Consider the following 15,274-nt stretch of genomic DNA (forward strand, 5'->3'; position numbering starts at 1 on the left):
CCCGCCCCCACACCTCCCCAGAGCAATCCCGACCAGACCATCTGAAGCTACGGGCTGGTTGCTAGTCAAAGTCCCAGCCAAGCTGCGGTGTTTACAAACGTCAATAAGCGCAAATCAAGTTAGCTACCAAAGAGGTTTTTTATGAGTGAAGCCCCCAAACCCTCCCTCGAGCCCCAGGCCGTGATGGATGCTGCTGCCAGGTTGCGTACCCTGTTGTTGGAAGTCAAGAAGGTCATTGTCGGGCAAGACCTGATGCTCGAGCGTATGGTAGTAGCGCTCCTGGCGCGGGGCCACATCCTGATTGAAGGGGTGCCGGGACTGGCCAAAACCCTGGCCATCAAGACCATGGCCGAGGCGATTGGGGCCAGCTTCAAGCGCATCCAGTTCACCCCCGACCTGGTGCCCGCCGACCTGGTGGGAACCCGCATCTACAACCCCAAAGAAGCCAGCTTCGAGGTGGAGCTGGGCCCAATTTTTGCCAACCTGATTCTGGCCGATGAAATCAACCGGGCCCCCGCCAAGATTCAATCCGCCCTGCTGGAGGCCATGCAGGAGCGCCAGGTTACCATCGGCCACGAGACCTTCAAACTGCCCGACCCCTTTTTGGTGCTTGCCACCCAGAACCCCATCGAGTCGGAAGGCACCTACTTTCTGCCCGAAGCCCAGGTTGACCGCTTCATGTTCAAGGTCTGGATCGACTACCCTGCCTTCTACGAGGAGATGACCGTGGTGGACCGGGTCTCCACCAAGTTCGAGCGGGTAGCTGAGGTGCTCACTGGCGACGACCTGCGCTACCTGCAAGCCATGGCTGACCAGGTACACGTCCACCAGGCCGTAACCGAGTATGCGGTGCGGCTGGCCCGCGCGACCCGCGACCCCGGCGAAGTGGGCCTTTCGAACCTCAAAAAGTACATCAGCTTTGGCGGAAGCCCCCGTGCCAGCGTAAACCTGATTCTGGGTGCCAAAGCCCTGGCGATTGTGCGGGGCCGCGAATACGCCCTGCCTGAGGACGTGCGCGACCTGGCCCCCGAGGTGTTGCGCCATCGGGTGATTCTTTCCTACGAGGCCCTGGCCGACGAGGTGAAACTCGAGGACGTGGTACAGAAGATTATTGCCGCTACCCCTCTGCCCAAGGTGCACATTGGCGACCCCTACCGCGATACCCGCTCAACGGTTACGGAAAACCCTTCGGCCTAACGCAACATAAAGCTGTGGTGGCCTATGCTCTTTCGACGAGCCAGCAAGAACAAAATTGAAATCACCCTGACGCCAGAGCCCAACGAGGCCCGGCCACGCCAGCGTGAACTGCCGGCGGAGCTACTGCGGAAGCTCGAGTTCAAGGTATTGAAGCGCCTGGACGGTTTTTTGTTTGGCGATTACACCGGTTTTTTCTATGGTCCCAGCCTGGACTTAGCCGAGGTACGGGAGTACCAGCCCGGCGACGAGGTTCGGCGCATCGACTGGAACGTGACCGCCCGCACTGGCAAGATTCACATTCGACAGTACCGCGAAGAGAAGGAGGTCACGGTCTGGCTGGTGGTGGATTTATCGGCCTCGATGCGGTTCGGTACCCGGCGGGTGCTGAAGGCAGAGGAGGCGCTGGAATTTGTCGGTACGGCGGCGAGCATCGTGGCCCGACACGGGGATAAGGTGGGGGTCATCGGCTTTTCGGAGGCCGGCATGCGGGTGGTGCCTCCAGGCACGGGCCGTCGGCAGGCCCTGCGAATTCTGTACGAGCTGTATGGCTTGCTGGCGCTCGGCCAGGGGCAAGCCGCACCATCCCGTGCGCCGCACGCTTCCCTGGAGCAAGCCCTGGAGCACATTGCCAAAACCCTCAAGCGCCGCGCGCTGCTGTTTGTGGTGTCCGACTTTCTGAACCCCCAACCGGAGCAGGCGCCCCTTTGGACGCAGGGACTGCGCCGGTTGGCTTACCGGCACGATGTGGTGGCGGTGCGCATCTTCGACCCTGCCGAAAAAGAGCTGCCCAGAGCCGGCGAGCTGCGCATGCGCGACCCGGAAAGCGGCGAAGAGATCTGGATTGATACCAGCGACCCCCGGGTTCGCCGTGCCCATGCGGCGTTGGTGCAGGCTCGAGAAGCCATGCTCGAGCGTGCTCTGCGTTCGGCCCAGGTGGATGTGCTCAACCTGTCCACGGCCCAGGAAATTGTAGAACCCTTGCTCAAGTTCACCTTACGCAGAAGGGGGCGAAGATGAGTTTCACCTGGCCTGCTTTTTTGTGGTTGTTGTTGCTGATACCGCTGTTTGTGGGCCTGCTGGTGTGGGCCAACCGACGTCGGGAACGCACCGCCGAGGCCTTTGCCGATGCCCGCTTGCTCCCCTCGGTGGTGCGCCAACCGCCCAAAGCCCACGTGCGCTGGCCGCTGGCCCTGCAACTGCTGGCGCTGTTTTTGCTGCTTTTTGCGGCGGCCCGTCCGGTGGCCAGCCCGCCCTTGCCCACCAACAAGGCCGCGGTTGTGCTGGCGGTGGACACCTCACGCTCCATGCTGGCCGCCGACCTCAACCCCAGCCGCCTGGAGGCCGCCAAGGCCACGGCTCGCAAGTTCATCGAGCTAGCGCCCCCCACCACCCAGATTGGGCTGGTCAGCTTTTCCGACTCGGCCTCGGCCCTGGTGATGCCCACCACCGACCGCCAGAAGCTCCTGGAGGCCATCGAGCGCCTCAAACCGGCCCAGAACACCTCCATCGAGAACGCCATCGTGACCGGAGTACGGATGCTGCCGGGGCGCAAGAACCTTAAGCCTCCCGCCGAGTTACAACCCCCCGGCCTGGGGCAGCCCGACCCCCTGCAAGGGGTGCCCGACCTGCCGGTGTCACCGCAGTCCCAGTCTCCGCAAGATCTACCGCCGGGGAGTGTGGTGATCCTTTCGGATGGGGCTTCTAACGTGAGCACCAACCCCGGTTTGCCCACCCGCAACAGCCTCGAGATTGCCGCCCGGTTCGCCAAGAATGCCAACGTCAAGCTCTTCACCTTCCCCATGGGGCAACAAGGGGGTACAGTGGCCCAGATTGAGGGGCGCAACTACTACATTCCTTTCGAGCCAAGAAACCTCGAGCAACTGGCGCAGGCCACAGGCGGCAAAAACACCTACCCCCCCACCGAGGAGGCCCTCAAGGCCATTGCCAAAGAACTGGGCACGGTGATTCGCTGGGAGGGCACCAAGACCGAAATTGCCTCGCTGCTGTCGGGTGTGGCGGCCTTTCTAATGCTTTTGGCAGCGGGCCTGAGCCTGCGCTGGCAGCGCCGGGTACCGTAGGGGAGGGCCGATGGGTTTTCTGGCACGCTGGAACCTGCTAACGCTCAGGCTTATCGCCTTGAGGGTGCTGCGGCCCCAGACCCTCGAGGTTAGCGGTATCCTGGGCTTGTTGGCAGCGCTGCTACTGGGCTTTAGCATGGGTGGGTCGGCTTTGAGGCGGCAGGTGGTTTGAATGATGTTTATCTGGCCGTGGGCCCTGGGTTTATTGCTCCTGGTACCCCTGCTGATCTGGCTGTACCGCCTGAGCCTGCGCCCGCCGGCCGAATCGGTTGTTTTGCACCCGGATGTGGCCATGCTGGCGCGGGCCTCGAGGCGAGCCCAAAACTGGCGACAGCACCTCTCGGCAGGGTTGTATTTGCTGGCGCTGGTCATGGCTGTTGTTGCCCTGGCCCGCCCCACCCTTCCGGTCTTGCAGGCCGACCCCCGGGCAGCGGTGGTGCTGGCGGTGGACATCAGCCGCTCGATGCAGGCTACCGATGTGCAACCCAGTCGATTCGAGGCTGCTAGAGCTGCGCTCCGTACCTTTATTCGTGAGCTGCCAGAGGGTATGCGGGTGGCCCTGGTGACCTTTTCCCGCGACGCTCAACTAGTAGTACCCCTCACCACCGACCGGGGGCGCTTGCTCGAGGCGGTGGACTTTCTGGATTTGAACCTGGGCACCGCCATTGGCGACGCCATTCTGGAGAGCATTATGGCTCTGCCGCCGCTGTCCGAACGCGCCGAGGCCCCAGACCCCAGGAGCCTGGCCAGTATCATCCTGCTTACCGATGGGCGCAGTCTGGCCGGGGTAGACCCGGTAGAAGCTGCCCAGGAGGCGGCCCGCCTTAAGATTCGGGTGCATGCTATTGGTATTGGCCGTGCTTCCGATGGTGCGGTGCCCGGACTGCCTGAACAGTACGCGCTGGCCGCGCAGTTCGACGAAGAGGCTCTCAAGGAGATTGCCCGGGTGGGCGACGGAGAATATTTCTTTGTGGACTCGGCGGCCAAGCTCAAAGAGGCTTACCGCACCCTGACCCGTCAGATGACGTGGCGGGTTCGCCGCGACGAGGCGACGGCGGTTTTTTCTCTGCTGGCCGCTGGGCTTTTGGCTCTCAGCCTGGCCCTGGCCCAGGTGCGGCGCAGGGTGGTTTAGAGCGGTCTTCGGGCCTATTACACCGCGTGTAGTGCGTACTGGTGGAGGGAAGCATGATGGCCTCAAGCTTCGGCCGTGGTGCTCGAGATAGAGCCCTGGCGCATGAGGGCTTGGGCCAGCTCGAGGCGCGCAATGAGGGAAGGCGCCTCCAGAAGGGCTTGCCGGTCCGCAGCCGATACCCGCAGGTTAACACACAAAAAGGAAGCCTGATAAAGGGGGTCGTCGGGCAGGTTGGCAATGGCTTCTTCCAGGGCTGCGGGGTCGGCAAGCCCGGCCATGTAGCTGCGAAAGGTGTCCATGGCGTCCCAGGCCGCCACAATCTCTTCGCTACGGGCGCTGCGCTCGAGCAAATAAGGAATATCTAGGGTTGTCTGATAGAGGTTTTTTTCGAAAACCCCCACGCCCTCCACACGGCACCGGTCGCCGCCCCGGCAGACGATGTTGAAGGTGCCATCGGGGTTTTCAGAAGCGGCCAGCAAGTCCACGTAGCCCCCTACCTCGTGGGGGCCCGACGCGGTAGCCAGGGTAATGACAAACCGCCGCTGGTCTTCGCTTTGGGCCAGCAAATCGCGCACCATCTGCTTATAGCGCTCCTCGAAGATGTAAAGCGGAATGAGGAGCCCGGGAAAGACCACCGTTTCGGGAAGAGGGAAAAGAGGCAGGCGCTTCACGTTTACAAAATAGCCCAGTGGGGGTTGTAAGTGTGCAACGGCGATTTCTATCGCCACTTTATTAGCCTATGTTACATTCAGTCGGTATATCTGCTCAATATAACAAGGGCATGAAAAAATATGCAGTAATACTCCTTTTCATGCTGGGTTTCGGACTGGCCCAGCCGACAGCCACGGGCACTGGGGGTGCTGCCGCCACTGTGGATGCCCTGGCGACCCGCGCTGCCATGGACATCCTGGCCCAGGGCGGGAACGCCATCGATGCCGCTGTGGCAGCAGCAGCGGTGCTGGGTGTGACCGAGCCCTACTCCTGCGGAATTGGTGGTGGGGGCTTTATGGTGATCTACCTGGCCAAGGATAAACGGGTGGTGACCATCGACCACCGGGAGGTGGCCCCGGCCTATTTCAATCCCAGCGTGTTCAACGGCCCCAACGGTCAGCCGCTGCCCTTTGCCGAGCGGGTCAACAGCGGTCTTTCGGTGGGTGTTCCCGGCACGGTCAAGGGCTGGGAGGAAGCCCTGGCCCGCTATGGCTCCCTGTCCCTGGGCCGGGTTTTACAGCCGGCCATTCGGGTAGCGCAGCAGGGCTTTACGGTCGATGCCACCTTTGCTGCCCAGACCCAGGCTAACCTCCAGCGCTTCCGCTACTTCACCTCTACCAGCGCTCTTTTTCTGCCAGGCGACAATGTGCCTGCGGTGGGCTCTACTTTTCGTAATCCCGACCTGGCCCGTACCTACTTGCTCCTGGCCTCGGGGGGAAGCCGTGCTTTCTATACAGGCCCCCTCGCCCAAGCCATTGTCAATACGGTCAACAACCCGCCTATCGCGCCCGGGGTGACCGCCAACATCCGCCCGGGCCGCATGACCCTTGCGGACCTGGCCAACTACGAAGTTCGCATCCGTCAGCCGATTGTGAGCAGTTACCGCGGCTATACCCTCTACGGAATGGGTTTGCCCAGCAGTGGAGGGCCTACCATCGCCCTGGCCCTGAATCTGCTCGAGGGTTTCGATCTTAAGGCCCTGCCCCGCGAGCGGGCGCTGCATCTGTACCTCGAGGCTTCCCGTCTGGCCTTTGCCGATCGCAACGCCTACATGGGAGACCCCGAGTTTTTGGATGCACCTCTGGCCGGTTTGCTCTCCAAGAAATACGCCGAAGAACGCCGTAAAGCCATCGGCGAGCGGGCTGCCGAGGGTTCGGTACAGGCAGGGGACCCCTATCCCTTCCAGCAAGACCCCTCCGCTCCGCTGAGACCAAGAGCGCAAACACAGCGTTGGGAAGGGGAGTCCACTACCCACCTCACCGTGAGCGATAAGGAAGGAAATATTGTCTCTTATACCTTTACCATCGAGTCCACCGGGGGCAACGCCATGGTGGTACCGGGGTACGGCTTCTTGCTCAACAACGAACTCACCGACTTCGATGCGACCGTTCCTCACCCCAACAGCCCCGAGGCTTACAAGCGCCCGCGCAGCAGTATGAGCCCCACCCTGGTCTTCCGCGATGGAAAACCGGTGCTGGCCCTGGGCTCGCCCGGCGGTGCCACCATCATCACCACGGTGCTTCAGACGCTAATCAATGTGCTCGACTTTGGCATGCCCATTGACCAGGCCCTGGCCGCGCCCCGCCTGAGCCAGCGCAACCTGCAGACCACAGGGGTGGACGGAGGTTTCGAACGAAGCCCGGAGGCCCAGGCCCTGCTCGGGCTGGGCCATCGGTGGGCCCCTACCGCCGAAATTGGGGCCCTCACGGCCATTGCTTTCAATCCCGACGGCTCGGTAACGGCGGCTGCCGAGCCAGTGCGCCGGGGTGGGGGCGCGGCCGCGGTGGAACGCTCGAGGTAGCGCAGATTCAACGGTCGGCAGGCCGGTTACGGCTGGCCTGCCAGCGCTCTTGTAGCTTCTCAAATATGCGCAACAGCTTGGCCCTGGGCAATATAACCTGCTCGGTGTAGCCCTCGCCAATCCGGTCGCCCAGCTCGTTCCAAGCCGTGCACCGGGCGTGTACGCGGTTGCCCTCGGTGCGCAAGTGCTCGGCGACCACGCGAACCTTCATGCCGGGCAGGGCGGAGGCCTGGTGGTCCACGCTGACCTTGGAGCCAATGCCCTCCTCGCCTTCTTCCAGGAAGGGCAAAATAATCTTGCGGCCGGCCAGCTCCATGTGTTTGGCCATCCAGTAGGTGGCATAAACCGGGTGGAGTTTGCCGAGCAGGGGGTCATCCGCGTGCTCGAAGTCCACGGTCATTTCATCGCTAACCACCGTCTCGAAAGTGGCCTGGTAGCCAATGGGAATGGGTTTCATACGCCTGCCGATAACAAACAGTGAATAGCTTTTGGGGCCATTCGCTGTGGCTTTTAGCTCATTTTACGTAAGTCCGCGACCCTTTTTAGCTTGCCGCCCTCGCTGCGCGGGGCGCTGCCGGGGTTGATGAGCGAGACCCGCACCGAGATGCCGACGTTGTCTTTGATTTTTCTGGACACCTTTTCGCGCAAGTGGGCTAGCCGGTGGTCGGCCTCGATGACCTCGTCGGAAAGCAACTGCTGGCCAATTTCACGGAAGAAGGACTCGGAGACCTCGAGCTTCAACTCCACCTCGTCCATGGTGCCCTCGCGGGTCAGCACAATCTGGTAGTGGGGGGCCACCTCGGGGATTTCTTTGAGCACCGCCTCAATCTGGGTGGGGTAGACGTTGACTCCGCGCACAATCAGCATGTCGTCGGTGCGGCCCCGTATCTGGGCCATGCGGGCGTGGGTGCGTCCGGAAGGGCCGGGCTCTCGGGTGATGAAGGTCAGGTCGCCGGTCCAGTAGCGCAGAATGGGCATGGCTTTTTTGGTCAGGGTGGTGAGAACCAGCACCCCCACCTCGCCCTCGGGCAGGGGCTCGCCGGTCTCGGGATCTACCACCTCGGGGTAAAAGTGGTCTTCCCAGATGTACGAAAGCCCCTCGCGCTCGTTCACGTCCTCGTTGGAGACGCCGGGGCCGATAATCTCCGAGAGGCCATAGATGTTGGTGGCCTTGACCCCCAGCCCGGTGTCCACGCTCTGGCGGATGGCCTCGGTCCAGGGCTCGGCCCCCAGAATGGCGTACTGGAGGCTGATTTCCTCCGGGGCTACCCCCCGCTTCTTGAACTCCTCGGCCAGGGTCTGGGCATAGGAGGGGGTACAGGAGATCATCTCGGGCTTGAAGTCCTGGATGAGCATAATTTGCCGGTCGGTCATGCCACCGGAGATGGGCACCACAATCATGCCCAGCTTTTCTGCACCGCCATGCAGGCCCAGCCCGCCGGTGAAGAGGCCGTAGCCATAAGCGTTGTGCAGCATCATGCCGGGCCGCCCCCCCGCAGCAGCCAAGGAGCGGGCCACCACCTCGGCAAACACCTCGAGGTCGCCACGGGTATAGCCCACCACGGTCGGTTTACCGGTGGTGCCGGAGGAGGCATGAATACGGGCCAGCTCGTGGCGGGGCACAGCAAACAGGCCGAAGGGATAGGTGTCGCGCAGGTCTTTCTTTTTGGTAAAGGGCAGTTTGTGCAGGTCTTCGATGCCGCGAATGTCGCCGGGCTTGACCCCTCGTTCGTCGAAGGCTTGCTTGTAGAAGGGTACGCGCTCGTACACGTAGGCTACCTGCTCGCGCAGGCGCTGGCTTTGCAACTCGGTGAGCTTGGGACGGGAGAGGGTCTCGAGTTCGGGTTGAAACATCGGCATAGGCACCTCTTAGAGCTTGAGCTTCATGCCCTCGTGGCTGGAGATGAAGCCCAGGCGTTGATAAAAGCGCAGGGCGTCTTTGCGAGACTTATCGGAGGTGAGCTGAACCAGGGCGCAGCCTCGCTGCCGAGCGTACTCTATAACCCACTCCATCACCACCCGGCCCAGGCCCTGGTTGCGCAGAGCATGGTCAATGCGAACCGCCTCGACCTGCGCACGCCAGGCGCCCTGGCGTGACAGGCCCGGTATGAAACTGAGCTGAAAAGTACCCACAATGCGGCCCCCCTGCTCCACCACTGCCAAAAACTGGTTGGGATCGGCCTCGATGGCCTCGAAGGCCCGGTAGTAGCTCTCGGGCAGGGGGCTGGTGAAGGCTTCTCGAGTTTGCCCCAGGGGGTCGTCGGCCAGGAGCCTTACAATCTCGGGCAGGTCGGCGCGGTTGGCCCGGCGGATCAGGCCATGGCCCTTGGGCAGGGGGAGGGCTTCGCTCATAAGGCGGTCATCCCCCCATCCACGGCCAGAACCTGCCCGGTCACATAGTCCGAGGCCGGGCTGCACAGGTACAGGGCGGCGGCAGCCAGCTCGCCCGTTTTGCCGATGCGGCCCAAAGGGGTGCGCTCGCGCACAAGTTGCTCGGTGCGGGCCAGCAGCTTCTCGGTCATGCGGGTGGGGAAGAACCCCGGTGCCAGGGCGTTGACCCGGATGCCATAAGGCCCCCATTTGACGGCCAGGTCGCGTGTGAGGGCAATGAGCGCCCCCTTGGAAGCCGAGTAGGCGGCGGCGTCCATGACCTCGCTGGGGCTGCCGGCCAGCCCGGCCACCGAGGCGATGTTGAGAATTTTGCCGTAGCCACGGGTTTTCATGTTGCGGGCTGCAATGCGCGAGGCCAGGAAAGCCCCGGTTACGTTGATGTCCAGTACCTCGCGGATTTTTTCTACCGGTACTTCCAGCGCGTCCTGGCCCCAGGTGACCCCGGCGGCATTAACCAGGATGTCAATGGGGCCGGTGCGGGCAAAGGCGGCCTCGAGGCTTCCTTCGTCCTGAACATTGCCCACCAGGAATAGAGCGTCCGGTATGAGCTTCAAGGCCTCCTCGAAGAAGCTCTCCCGCCGGGCAAGCAACGCAACTTTGGCCCCGGCTTCGCGCAAGCCACAGGCAATCTCCAGCCCCAGACCCCTCGAGCCCCCGGTCACGAGGGCGGTTTTGCCGTTCAGGCTGAACTGCTCGAGGACTTTCATACACCCAGATGATACCGCCTGCCCTTAGACCTGCTCCACCACCATAGCGATGCCCTGGCCCACCCCGATGCACATGGTGGCCAGGCCAAACTGCACCCCCCGGCGCTGCATCTCGTGTACGAGATTGGTCAGGATACGGGCCCCCGAACAGCCCAGGGGATGACCAATGGCGATGGCTCCCCCGTTCACATTCAGTCGTTGGTCCTCGGCCTCGAGGCCCCACTCGTAAAGCACGGCCAGGCTCTGGGCGGCAAAAGCCTCGTTGAGCTCAATCAGACCTATGTCCGACATGCTAAGCCCGGCGCGCTTGAGGGCTTTCTGGGTTGCGGGCACCGGCCCAATGCCCATGATGCGCGGCTCCACCCCCGCTACCGCCATCGAACGAACCCGGGCCATGGGCTTCAGGCCATGCGCCTTGGCATAGGCTTCGGCAGCCAGCAAGACCGCAGCGGCCCCGTCGTTCAACGAAGAAGCGTTGCCTGCCGTAACGCTGCCCCCCGGCCTGAACACGGGTTTGAGCTTGGCCAGGGCCTCTAAACTGGTGTCGGCCCTGGGCCCTTCATCGGTGGTGATTTGTTCGATATTGCCCTTGCGGTCTTTTACCTCCACCGGCACCATCTGACTTTGCAGCACCCCGCTCTGCTGGGCCCGGATGGCCTTCTGGTGGGATTGCAGAGCGAAGCGGTCCTGGGCTTCGCGGGGAATTTTGTATTGCTCGGCCAGGTTTTCGGCGGTCTCGCCCATCGAATCGGTGCCGTAGAGTTCCTTCATTCTGGGGTTTACCAGCCGCCAGCCCAAGGTGGTGTCGAACATGGTCACATTGCCGGTAGCAAAGCCCTTCTCGGACTTGGACACCACCCAGGGGGCCCGGCTCATGCTTTCTACCCCACCCCCAATGTAAACCTGACCCTCTCCCAGCATGAGGGCTCGAGCGGCGCTGGCCACAGCATCTAAGCCGCTGCCGCACAAGCGGTTTATGGTGCTGCCCCCCACGCTGATGGGCAGGCCCGCCAGCAGCAAGGCCATGCGGGCTACGTTGCGGTTGTCCTCGCCGGCCTGGTTGGCACAGCCCATGTATACGTCTTCCACATCGCTACCGGGTATGCCGGAGCGCTCCAACAGGGCTTTGAGGGGAATGGCCCCCAAGTCGTCGGGTCGCACCGAGGCCAGGGCCCCTCCGTGCTTTCCTACCGGTGTGCGAACAGCGTCCAGAATGTATGCTTCCATGGTTGTCCTGTGTTTTACCCTCTGGGGTTCTATTGGGCAAGGGGTTTTGGCGAACACCCCTAGCCGGAGGCTTCCATACGGAAGACCGTACCGGTAAACAGCGCCACCACCCGCTCGCCGCTGCGGATTTCGATGCGATAGGTAGCGGTGCGGCGGCCCAGATTTTCTTCGCTGGCGTGGGCTTCCAGATATTCTCCGGCTCGCACGGCCTTGAAGTACTGCATCTGGGTGGAGAGGGCCACCGCGGGGGTGCCGTGGGAGTTGGAGGCCAGGGCAAAAGCGGCATCGGCCAGGCTATAGAGGAAGCCGCCGTGACAGGAGCCGTGGATGTTGAGGTGCTCGGGCTTCACCTGAGCGGCTACCACGGCCTTGCCAGGCTCCAGTAGCTGGGTCTTCAGGCCCAGCAGCTGCATGTAGGGGTCGGTGGTGGCGGTCATGATCCGGCTTCGGTTTTGGTGCGGATACCCAGGTAACTCTCAATTACCCGTGGGTCGTGCAGCAGGTCTTGTCCCCGGCCCTCCATGACCAGCTCACCGGCCTCGAGCACATACCCCCGGTCGGCCAGTTTGAGGGCCATGCGGGCATTCTGCTCCACTACCAGGATGGGTGTCCCCTGGGCTTTGAGCTGACCCAGGATGTGAAAAATCTCCTGCACAATCAGCGGGGCCAGCCCCAGGCTGGGCTCGTCCAGCAGCAGGAGTTTGGGCCGAGCCATGAGGGCTCGCCCAATGGCCAGCATCTGCTGCTCCCCCCCGGACATGGTGCCCGCGAGTTGCTTGCGGCGCTCGAGCAGCCGGGGGAAGAGGGTATAGACACGCTCGAGGTCTTCGCGGATGCCCTTTTCGCGCCGCTGGAAGCGAGTAAAAGCTCCTAAGAGCAGGTTGTCTTCTACTTCCATCGAGGCAAACAATTCACGCTTCTCAGGCACCATCACCAGGCCCTGGGTGGCCAGGGCCTCGGGGCTGCGGCGCGCCAGGGTCTGCTCCTGGTAGCGCACCGTGCCGCTGGTATTCACCAGCCCCACAATCCCCTTGAGGGTGCTGCTCTTACCCGCGCCGTTGGGGCCAATGAGCGTGATGGCCTCGCCCGCCCCCACCGAAAGCGATAGGTTGCGCACAGCTTCCACAGCGCCGTAGCGCACGGTGAGGTTTTGTACTTCCAGCACGCTCATGCCAGCTCCTTTTTGGCCCTGTTCATGCCACCTCTCCCAGGTACGCCTCGATCACCTTGGGGTTGCGCTGCACCTCGGCAGGGCTACCCTCGGCCAGCTTTTCCCCATAATGCATCACCACCACCCGGTCGACCAGCCCCATCACCAGATCCATGTCGTGGTCTACCAGCAGTACCGTGACCCCTTCGTTCACCAGCTTGCGGATCAGGGTGGCAAACTGGCGTTTTTCCCCGGCCCGCAGCCCTGCGGCGGGTTCGTCTAAAAGCAGCACCTCGGGCCCCGAGGCCAGGGCCCGGGCAATTTCCAGCAGGCGCAACTGCCCGATGGCCAGCCCATCGGCTTTTTGATGGGCAATCTGGGCCAGCCCCACCCGCTCCAGCGCCCGGTAGGCTTCGGCCAGGGCGGCTTTTTCCTCTGATCCCTGCAAGGCAAACATGGAGGCCACCAGGCCCCGCTGGGTTCGGGCATAAGTGCCCAGAGCGGCGTTTTCCAGCACGCTCATCTCGGGGAAGAGGTGGGGGTGCTGGAAGGTGCGGGCAATTCCCAGCCGGTGTACCTCGTAGGGCATGCGGCCCGATACGACCTGGCCCTTGAAGCGCACCGCACCCTCGCTGGGGGCATAGACCGAGGTAATCATGTTGAAACAGGTAGACTTGCCTGCCCCGTTGGGACCAATCAGGGCCAGAATCTCGCCACGGCGAAGCTGGAAGCTCATGCCATTGACCGCCAGCAGGCCGCCAAAGCGCTTGGTCAGGTTGTCCACCTCCAGCACCACCTCACCCGCCTGCCCGGTGCTCAGTCGGGTCGGCAGGCCGCTGCCGCTAGGGTTTTGTGGCCGGGCTTTGGGCAGGTAGCGCTCGAGGAAGGGCCACAGGCCCTTGGGGGCGAACATCAAAATCAGTACCAGAATGAGGCCGTAGGCGATGATTTCGTAGTTGCCGGTGCGCCCAAAGATGCGCGGCAAGAGGCCCTTCAGGATTTCCTCGAGGCCCGTCACCAGCCCCGAGCCCAGAATGACCCCCGGAATGCTCCCTACCCCGCCGGCCACCGCTGCAATCAGATACTTGATAGAGGCTTCCAGACTAAAGGGGGTGGGGTTGATGAACTTCTGGTAGTGCACATACAACCAGCCTGCCAGGCCCGCATAGATGGCCGAAAGCACAAAAACCTGGAGTTTCAAGACCGCCGGATTGACGCCAAAACTGGCTGCGGCAATGGCGTCGCCCTTGGAGGCCCGCATGGCCCGCCCGTTGCGGCTGTTGGTCAGGTTCCAGGCAGTCCAGGCCCCAACCAGCACAAAGAACCAGGCCAGGTAGAAAAAGCTTCGGCTATCGTTGAGGGTGTAGCCGAAGATAGAAATAGGAGGAATCCCCCGCAGGCCGGTGTGTCCGCCGGTCAGATCAATCCAGCTTCCCATGGCGATATACAAGGCCATGCACCAGGCAATGGTCGAAAGCGGCAGGTAGTGGCCCTTTAGGCGGGCGGTAATGCCCCCCAGAACCAAAGCGCCGCCGACCGCCATCAGAATGCCCAGCGGAAGGGTAAACCAGGGGTTCCAGCCCTGGCCAATGGTCAGGAGGGCACTGGTGTAGGCGGCTAGGCCCATGAAGGCGGCTTGCCCGAAGCTGGTCATGCCCGCGAGGCCCGTGAGCAGGTAAAGCCCCAGGGCGACCAGCGCGCCAAAGGCGATGTAGTTGCCCACGGTCAGGTAAAACGAGGTAGGGGGCAGTAAAACCGGCAGCAACAGCACCAGCGCCACGGCCGCCAGGGTGAGGGGGGAAAGCTTGAGGTTCATCAGTCTTCCTCCCCGATTTCCTGGCTTTGCAGGCTGCGCCACAACAGTATGGGCAGCAGCAGGGCAAAAACGATGGCGTCCTTATAGGCGCTGGCCTGGAAAGAAGCCCACGACTCCATAGCCCCCACCAACAAGGCCCCCACCACCGCCAGCGGGTAGCTGACCAGGCCGCCCAGAATTCCGGCCACGAAGCCCTTGAGCCCCAGCAAGAAGCCCTGGAAATAGGCCGGGGAGATCAGGGGTGCCAGCAGCATCCCGCTCACACAGGCAATTAGCGTGGCGATGGCAAAAGAAACATAACCGGCCTGGCTGGGACTGATGCCCAGGAGCCGGGCCCCGTACCGATTGACGGCGCAGGCCCGCAGGGCCTTGCCGAAAATGCTGCGGGTAAAAAAAAGGTAGAGCCCCACCATGGCCAGCAAGGCAAAGCCGTACACCAGAAAGGCCTGGTTGTTCACCGGCACGAGCCCAAGAGTGGTTTGCCCGGACAGGATGGGGGGCAAGCGGAACTGCTCGGGACCAAAAAACACCAGCCCCAAACCCATAAAGGCAAAGTGTAAACCCACTGCAATAATCAGATAGGTTAGCACGCTGGCGTTCTTGGCAGGTTCGAAAAAAAGCCGGTAGGAAGCGGGGCCAATAGGCAGCACCACCAGGATGGCTAAAAGCCAGCCCAGCCACATCGGCACCCCCTGGGCACCCCACCAGGCCAGGCCCAGCACGCCGAGCGCGCCCAGCAGGAGCAATCCGACCCGTCTAAGGTTTGTTCGGTCTAAAACGGCCCACCAGGTCAACATGGCGGCGGCCAGCCAGGCCGTGCCGGGTATCTGGCCCTGCAGGTTGAGCCCGCTGACCTCGGAGGGCAGGAACCACACGTACGTGAGGGGGGCAAACACCAAAAATTCACCCAGTGGAACCAGAATTACCCGGGTCACCGCAAAAACCAGGACCAGCGCGAGGCCCAGCAGGGCGTAGATGGTGCCGTTTTGCAGGGCGTCTGCGGTCAGGAAGGAAACAATCGTCCAGTCCATAAGAAAAGAGCAGGGGGAGGGGGAGCCAGGGGG

At 62.6% G+C, this 15,274-nt stretch carries 16 protein-coding genes; 6 read left to right on the top strand and 10 right to left on the bottom strand.

All coding sequences use genetic code 11. The features are described 5' to 3' along the window. Positions 1-141: 141 nt before the first annotated feature. Genes Mhypo_RS14395 through Mhypo_RS14410 form a run of 5 tightly spaced genes read left to right on the top strand, consistent with a single transcriptional unit; the run spans position 142 to position 4,407 of the window. Positions 142-1,197: an AAA family ATPase gene (locus tag Mhypo_RS14395; protein ID WP_119341981.1), complete on the top strand. Its 1,056-nt coding sequence runs from the start codon at positions 142-144 to the stop codon at positions 1,195-1,197. Positions 1,198-1,221: 24 nt separating this feature from the next. Continuing rightward, on the top strand, positions 1,222-2,214 hold the full coding sequence (locus tag Mhypo_RS14400) for a DUF58 domain-containing protein (protein ID WP_119341982.1): 993 nt from the start codon (positions 1,222-1,224) through the stop codon (positions 2,212-2,214). Beyond that, on the top strand, positions 2,211-3,275 hold the full coding sequence (locus Mhypo_RS14405; RefSeq protein WP_119341983.1) for a VWA domain-containing protein: 1,065 nt from the start codon (positions 2,211-2,213) through the stop codon (positions 3,273-3,275). Before Mhypo_RS14400 ends, Mhypo_RS14405 begins: the two co-directional genes overlap by 4 nt. 10 nt (positions 3,276-3,285) lie before the next feature. Continuing rightward, positions 3,286-3,447: a hypothetical protein gene (locus tag Mhypo_RS18200; protein WP_170148317.1), complete on the top strand. Its 162-nt coding sequence runs from the start codon at positions 3,286-3,288 to the stop codon at positions 3,445-3,447. Then, positions 3,448-4,407, top strand: coding sequence for a vWA domain-containing protein (locus tag Mhypo_RS14410; RefSeq protein ID WP_119341984.1), 960 nt, complete (start codon positions 3,448-3,450; stop codon positions 4,405-4,407). Between the two features lie 62 nt (positions 4,408-4,469). On the opposite strand, the gene Mhypo_RS14415 is transcribed toward Mhypo_RS14410, so the two are convergent. Continuing rightward, on the bottom strand, positions 4,470-5,078 hold the full coding sequence (locus Mhypo_RS14415) for an LON peptidase substrate-binding domain-containing protein (RefSeq protein ID WP_119341995.1): 609 nt from the start codon (positions 5,076-5,078) through the stop codon (positions 4,470-4,472). 140 nt (positions 5,079-5,218) lie between these two features. On the opposite strand from Mhypo_RS14415, the gene ggt reads away from it, so the two are divergent. Beyond that, positions 5,219-6,919: a gamma-glutamyltransferase gene (gene ggt / locus Mhypo_RS14420; protein ID WP_206074929.1), complete on the top strand. Its 1,701-nt coding sequence runs from the start codon at positions 5,219-5,221 to the stop codon at positions 6,917-6,919. A gap of 7 nt (positions 6,920-6,926) precedes the next feature. Here ggt and Mhypo_RS14425 read toward each other — a convergent pair whose 3' ends face one another. From Mhypo_RS14425 to Mhypo_RS14465, 9 genes are read right to left on the bottom strand one after another with little or no spacing between them, the layout of a single operon-like run. Then, positions 6,927-7,376 (bottom strand): thioesterase family protein, encoded by a 450-nt coding sequence (locus Mhypo_RS14425; protein WP_119341986.1) that lies wholly within the window; start codon positions 7,374-7,376, stop codon positions 6,927-6,929. Positions 7,377-7,429: 53 nt separating this feature from the next. Next, entirely contained in the window at positions 7,430-8,773 is a 1,344-nt protein-coding gene (locus tag Mhypo_RS14430) for a phenylacetate--CoA ligase (protein ID WP_170148318.1), read from the bottom strand. A 15-nt stretch (positions 8,774-8,788) separates the two neighbouring features. Beyond that, positions 8,789-9,271, bottom strand: coding sequence for a GNAT family N-acetyltransferase (locus tag Mhypo_RS14435; RefSeq protein WP_119341988.1), 483 nt, complete (start codon positions 9,269-9,271; stop codon positions 8,789-8,791). Next, positions 9,268-10,017, bottom strand: a complete 750-nt coding sequence (locus Mhypo_RS14440; protein ID WP_119341989.1) for an SDR family oxidoreductase — start codon at positions 10,015-10,017, stop codon at positions 9,268-9,270. The genes Mhypo_RS14435 and Mhypo_RS14440 overlap by 4 nt, the downstream gene beginning before the upstream one ends. Before the next feature lie 24 nt (positions 10,018-10,041). Continuing rightward, on the bottom strand, positions 10,042-11,244 hold the full coding sequence (locus Mhypo_RS14445; protein WP_119341990.1) for an acetyl-CoA C-acyltransferase: 1,203 nt from the start codon (positions 11,242-11,244) through the stop codon (positions 10,042-10,044). A 59-nt stretch (positions 11,245-11,303) separates the two neighbouring features. Continuing rightward, positions 11,304-11,681 (bottom strand): hydroxyphenylacetyl-CoA thioesterase PaaI, encoded by a 378-nt coding sequence (paaI, locus tag Mhypo_RS14450; RefSeq protein WP_119341991.1) that lies wholly within the window; start codon positions 11,679-11,681, stop codon positions 11,304-11,306. Next, positions 11,678-12,415 carry an ABC transporter ATP-binding protein gene (locus Mhypo_RS14455; RefSeq protein ID WP_119341992.1) on the bottom strand — a complete coding sequence of 246 codons (738 nt, stop codon included), beginning with the start codon at positions 12,413-12,415 and terminating at the stop codon, positions 11,678-11,680. Before Mhypo_RS14455 ends, paaI begins: the two co-directional genes overlap by 4 nt. Before the next feature lie 22 nt (positions 12,416-12,437). Then, positions 12,438-14,210 carry a branched-chain amino acid ABC transporter ATP-binding protein/permease gene (locus Mhypo_RS14460; protein WP_119341993.1) on the bottom strand — a complete coding sequence of 591 codons (1,773 nt, stop codon included), beginning with the start codon at positions 14,208-14,210 and terminating at the stop codon, positions 12,438-12,440. After that, complete coding sequence (locus Mhypo_RS14465; RefSeq protein WP_119341994.1) at positions 14,210-15,241, bottom strand: branched-chain amino acid ABC transporter permease; 1,032 nt, start codon at positions 15,239-15,241, stop codon at positions 14,210-14,212. The genes Mhypo_RS14460 and Mhypo_RS14465 overlap by 1 nt, the downstream gene beginning before the upstream one ends. Positions 15,242-15,274: the final 33 nt, after the last annotated feature.

The sequence above is a fragment of the Meiothermus hypogaeus genome (assembly GCF_003574035.1).
Classification (GTDB): domain Bacteria; phylum Deinococcota; class Deinococci; order Deinococcales; family Thermaceae; genus Meiothermus; species Meiothermus hypogaeus.

What these genes read in the sequence shown, in the direction of transcription:
- Mhypo_RS14395 (WP_119341981.1), top strand. Translation starts at nt 142, where the DNA reads ATGAGTGAAGCCCCCAAACCCTCCCTCGAGCCCCAGGCCGTGATGGAT.
- Mhypo_RS14400 (WP_119341982.1), top strand. Translation starts at nt 1,222, where the DNA reads ATGCTCTTTCGACGAGCCAGCAAGAACAAAATTGAAATCACCCTGACG.
- Mhypo_RS14405 (WP_119341983.1), top strand. Translation starts at nt 2,211, where the DNA reads ATGAGTTTCACCTGGCCTGCTTTTTTGTGGTTGTTGTTGCTGATACCG.
- Mhypo_RS18200 (WP_170148317.1), top strand. Translation starts at nt 3,286, where the DNA reads ATGGGTTTTCTGGCACGCTGGAACCTGCTAACGCTCAGGCTTATCGCC.
- Mhypo_RS14410 (WP_119341984.1), top strand. Translation starts at nt 3,448, where the DNA reads ATGATGTTTATCTGGCCGTGGGCCCTGGGTTTATTGCTCCTGGTACCC.
- ggt (WP_206074929.1), top strand. Translation starts at nt 5,219, where the DNA reads ATGCTGGGTTTCGGACTGGCCCAGCCGACAGCCACGGGCACTGGGGGT.
- Mhypo_RS14425 (WP_119341986.1), bottom strand. Translation starts at nt 7,376, where the DNA reads ATGAAACCCATTCCCATTGGCTACCAGGCCACTTTCGAGACGGTGGTT.
- Mhypo_RS14430 (WP_170148318.1), bottom strand. Translation starts at nt 8,773, where the DNA reads ATGTTTCAACCCGAACTCGAGACCCTCTCCCGTCCCAAGCTCACCGAG.
- Mhypo_RS14435 (WP_119341988.1), bottom strand. Translation starts at nt 9,271, where the DNA reads ATGAGCGAAGCCCTCCCCCTGCCCAAGGGCCATGGCCTGATCCGCCGG.
- Mhypo_RS14440 (WP_119341989.1), bottom strand. Translation starts at nt 10,017, where the DNA reads ATGAAAGTCCTCGAGCAGTTCAGCCTGAACGGCAAAACCGCCCTCGTG.
- Mhypo_RS14445 (WP_119341990.1), bottom strand. Translation starts at nt 11,244, where the DNA reads ATGGAAGCATACATTCTGGACGCTGTTCGCACACCGGTAGGAAAGCAC.
- paaI (WP_119341991.1), bottom strand. Translation starts at nt 11,681, where the DNA reads ATGACCGCCACCACCGACCCCTACATGCAGCTGCTGGGCCTGAAGACC.
- Mhypo_RS14455 (WP_119341992.1), bottom strand. Translation starts at nt 12,415, where the DNA reads ATGAGCGTGCTGGAAGTACAAAACCTCACCGTGCGCTACGGCGCTGTG.
- Mhypo_RS14460 (WP_119341993.1), bottom strand. Translation starts at nt 14,210, where the DNA reads ATGAACCTCAAGCTTTCCCCCCTCACCCTGGCGGCCGTGGCGCTGGTG.
- Mhypo_RS14465 (WP_119341994.1), bottom strand. Translation starts at nt 15,241, where the DNA reads ATGGACTGGACGATTGTTTCCTTCCTGACCGCAGACGCCCTGCAAAAC.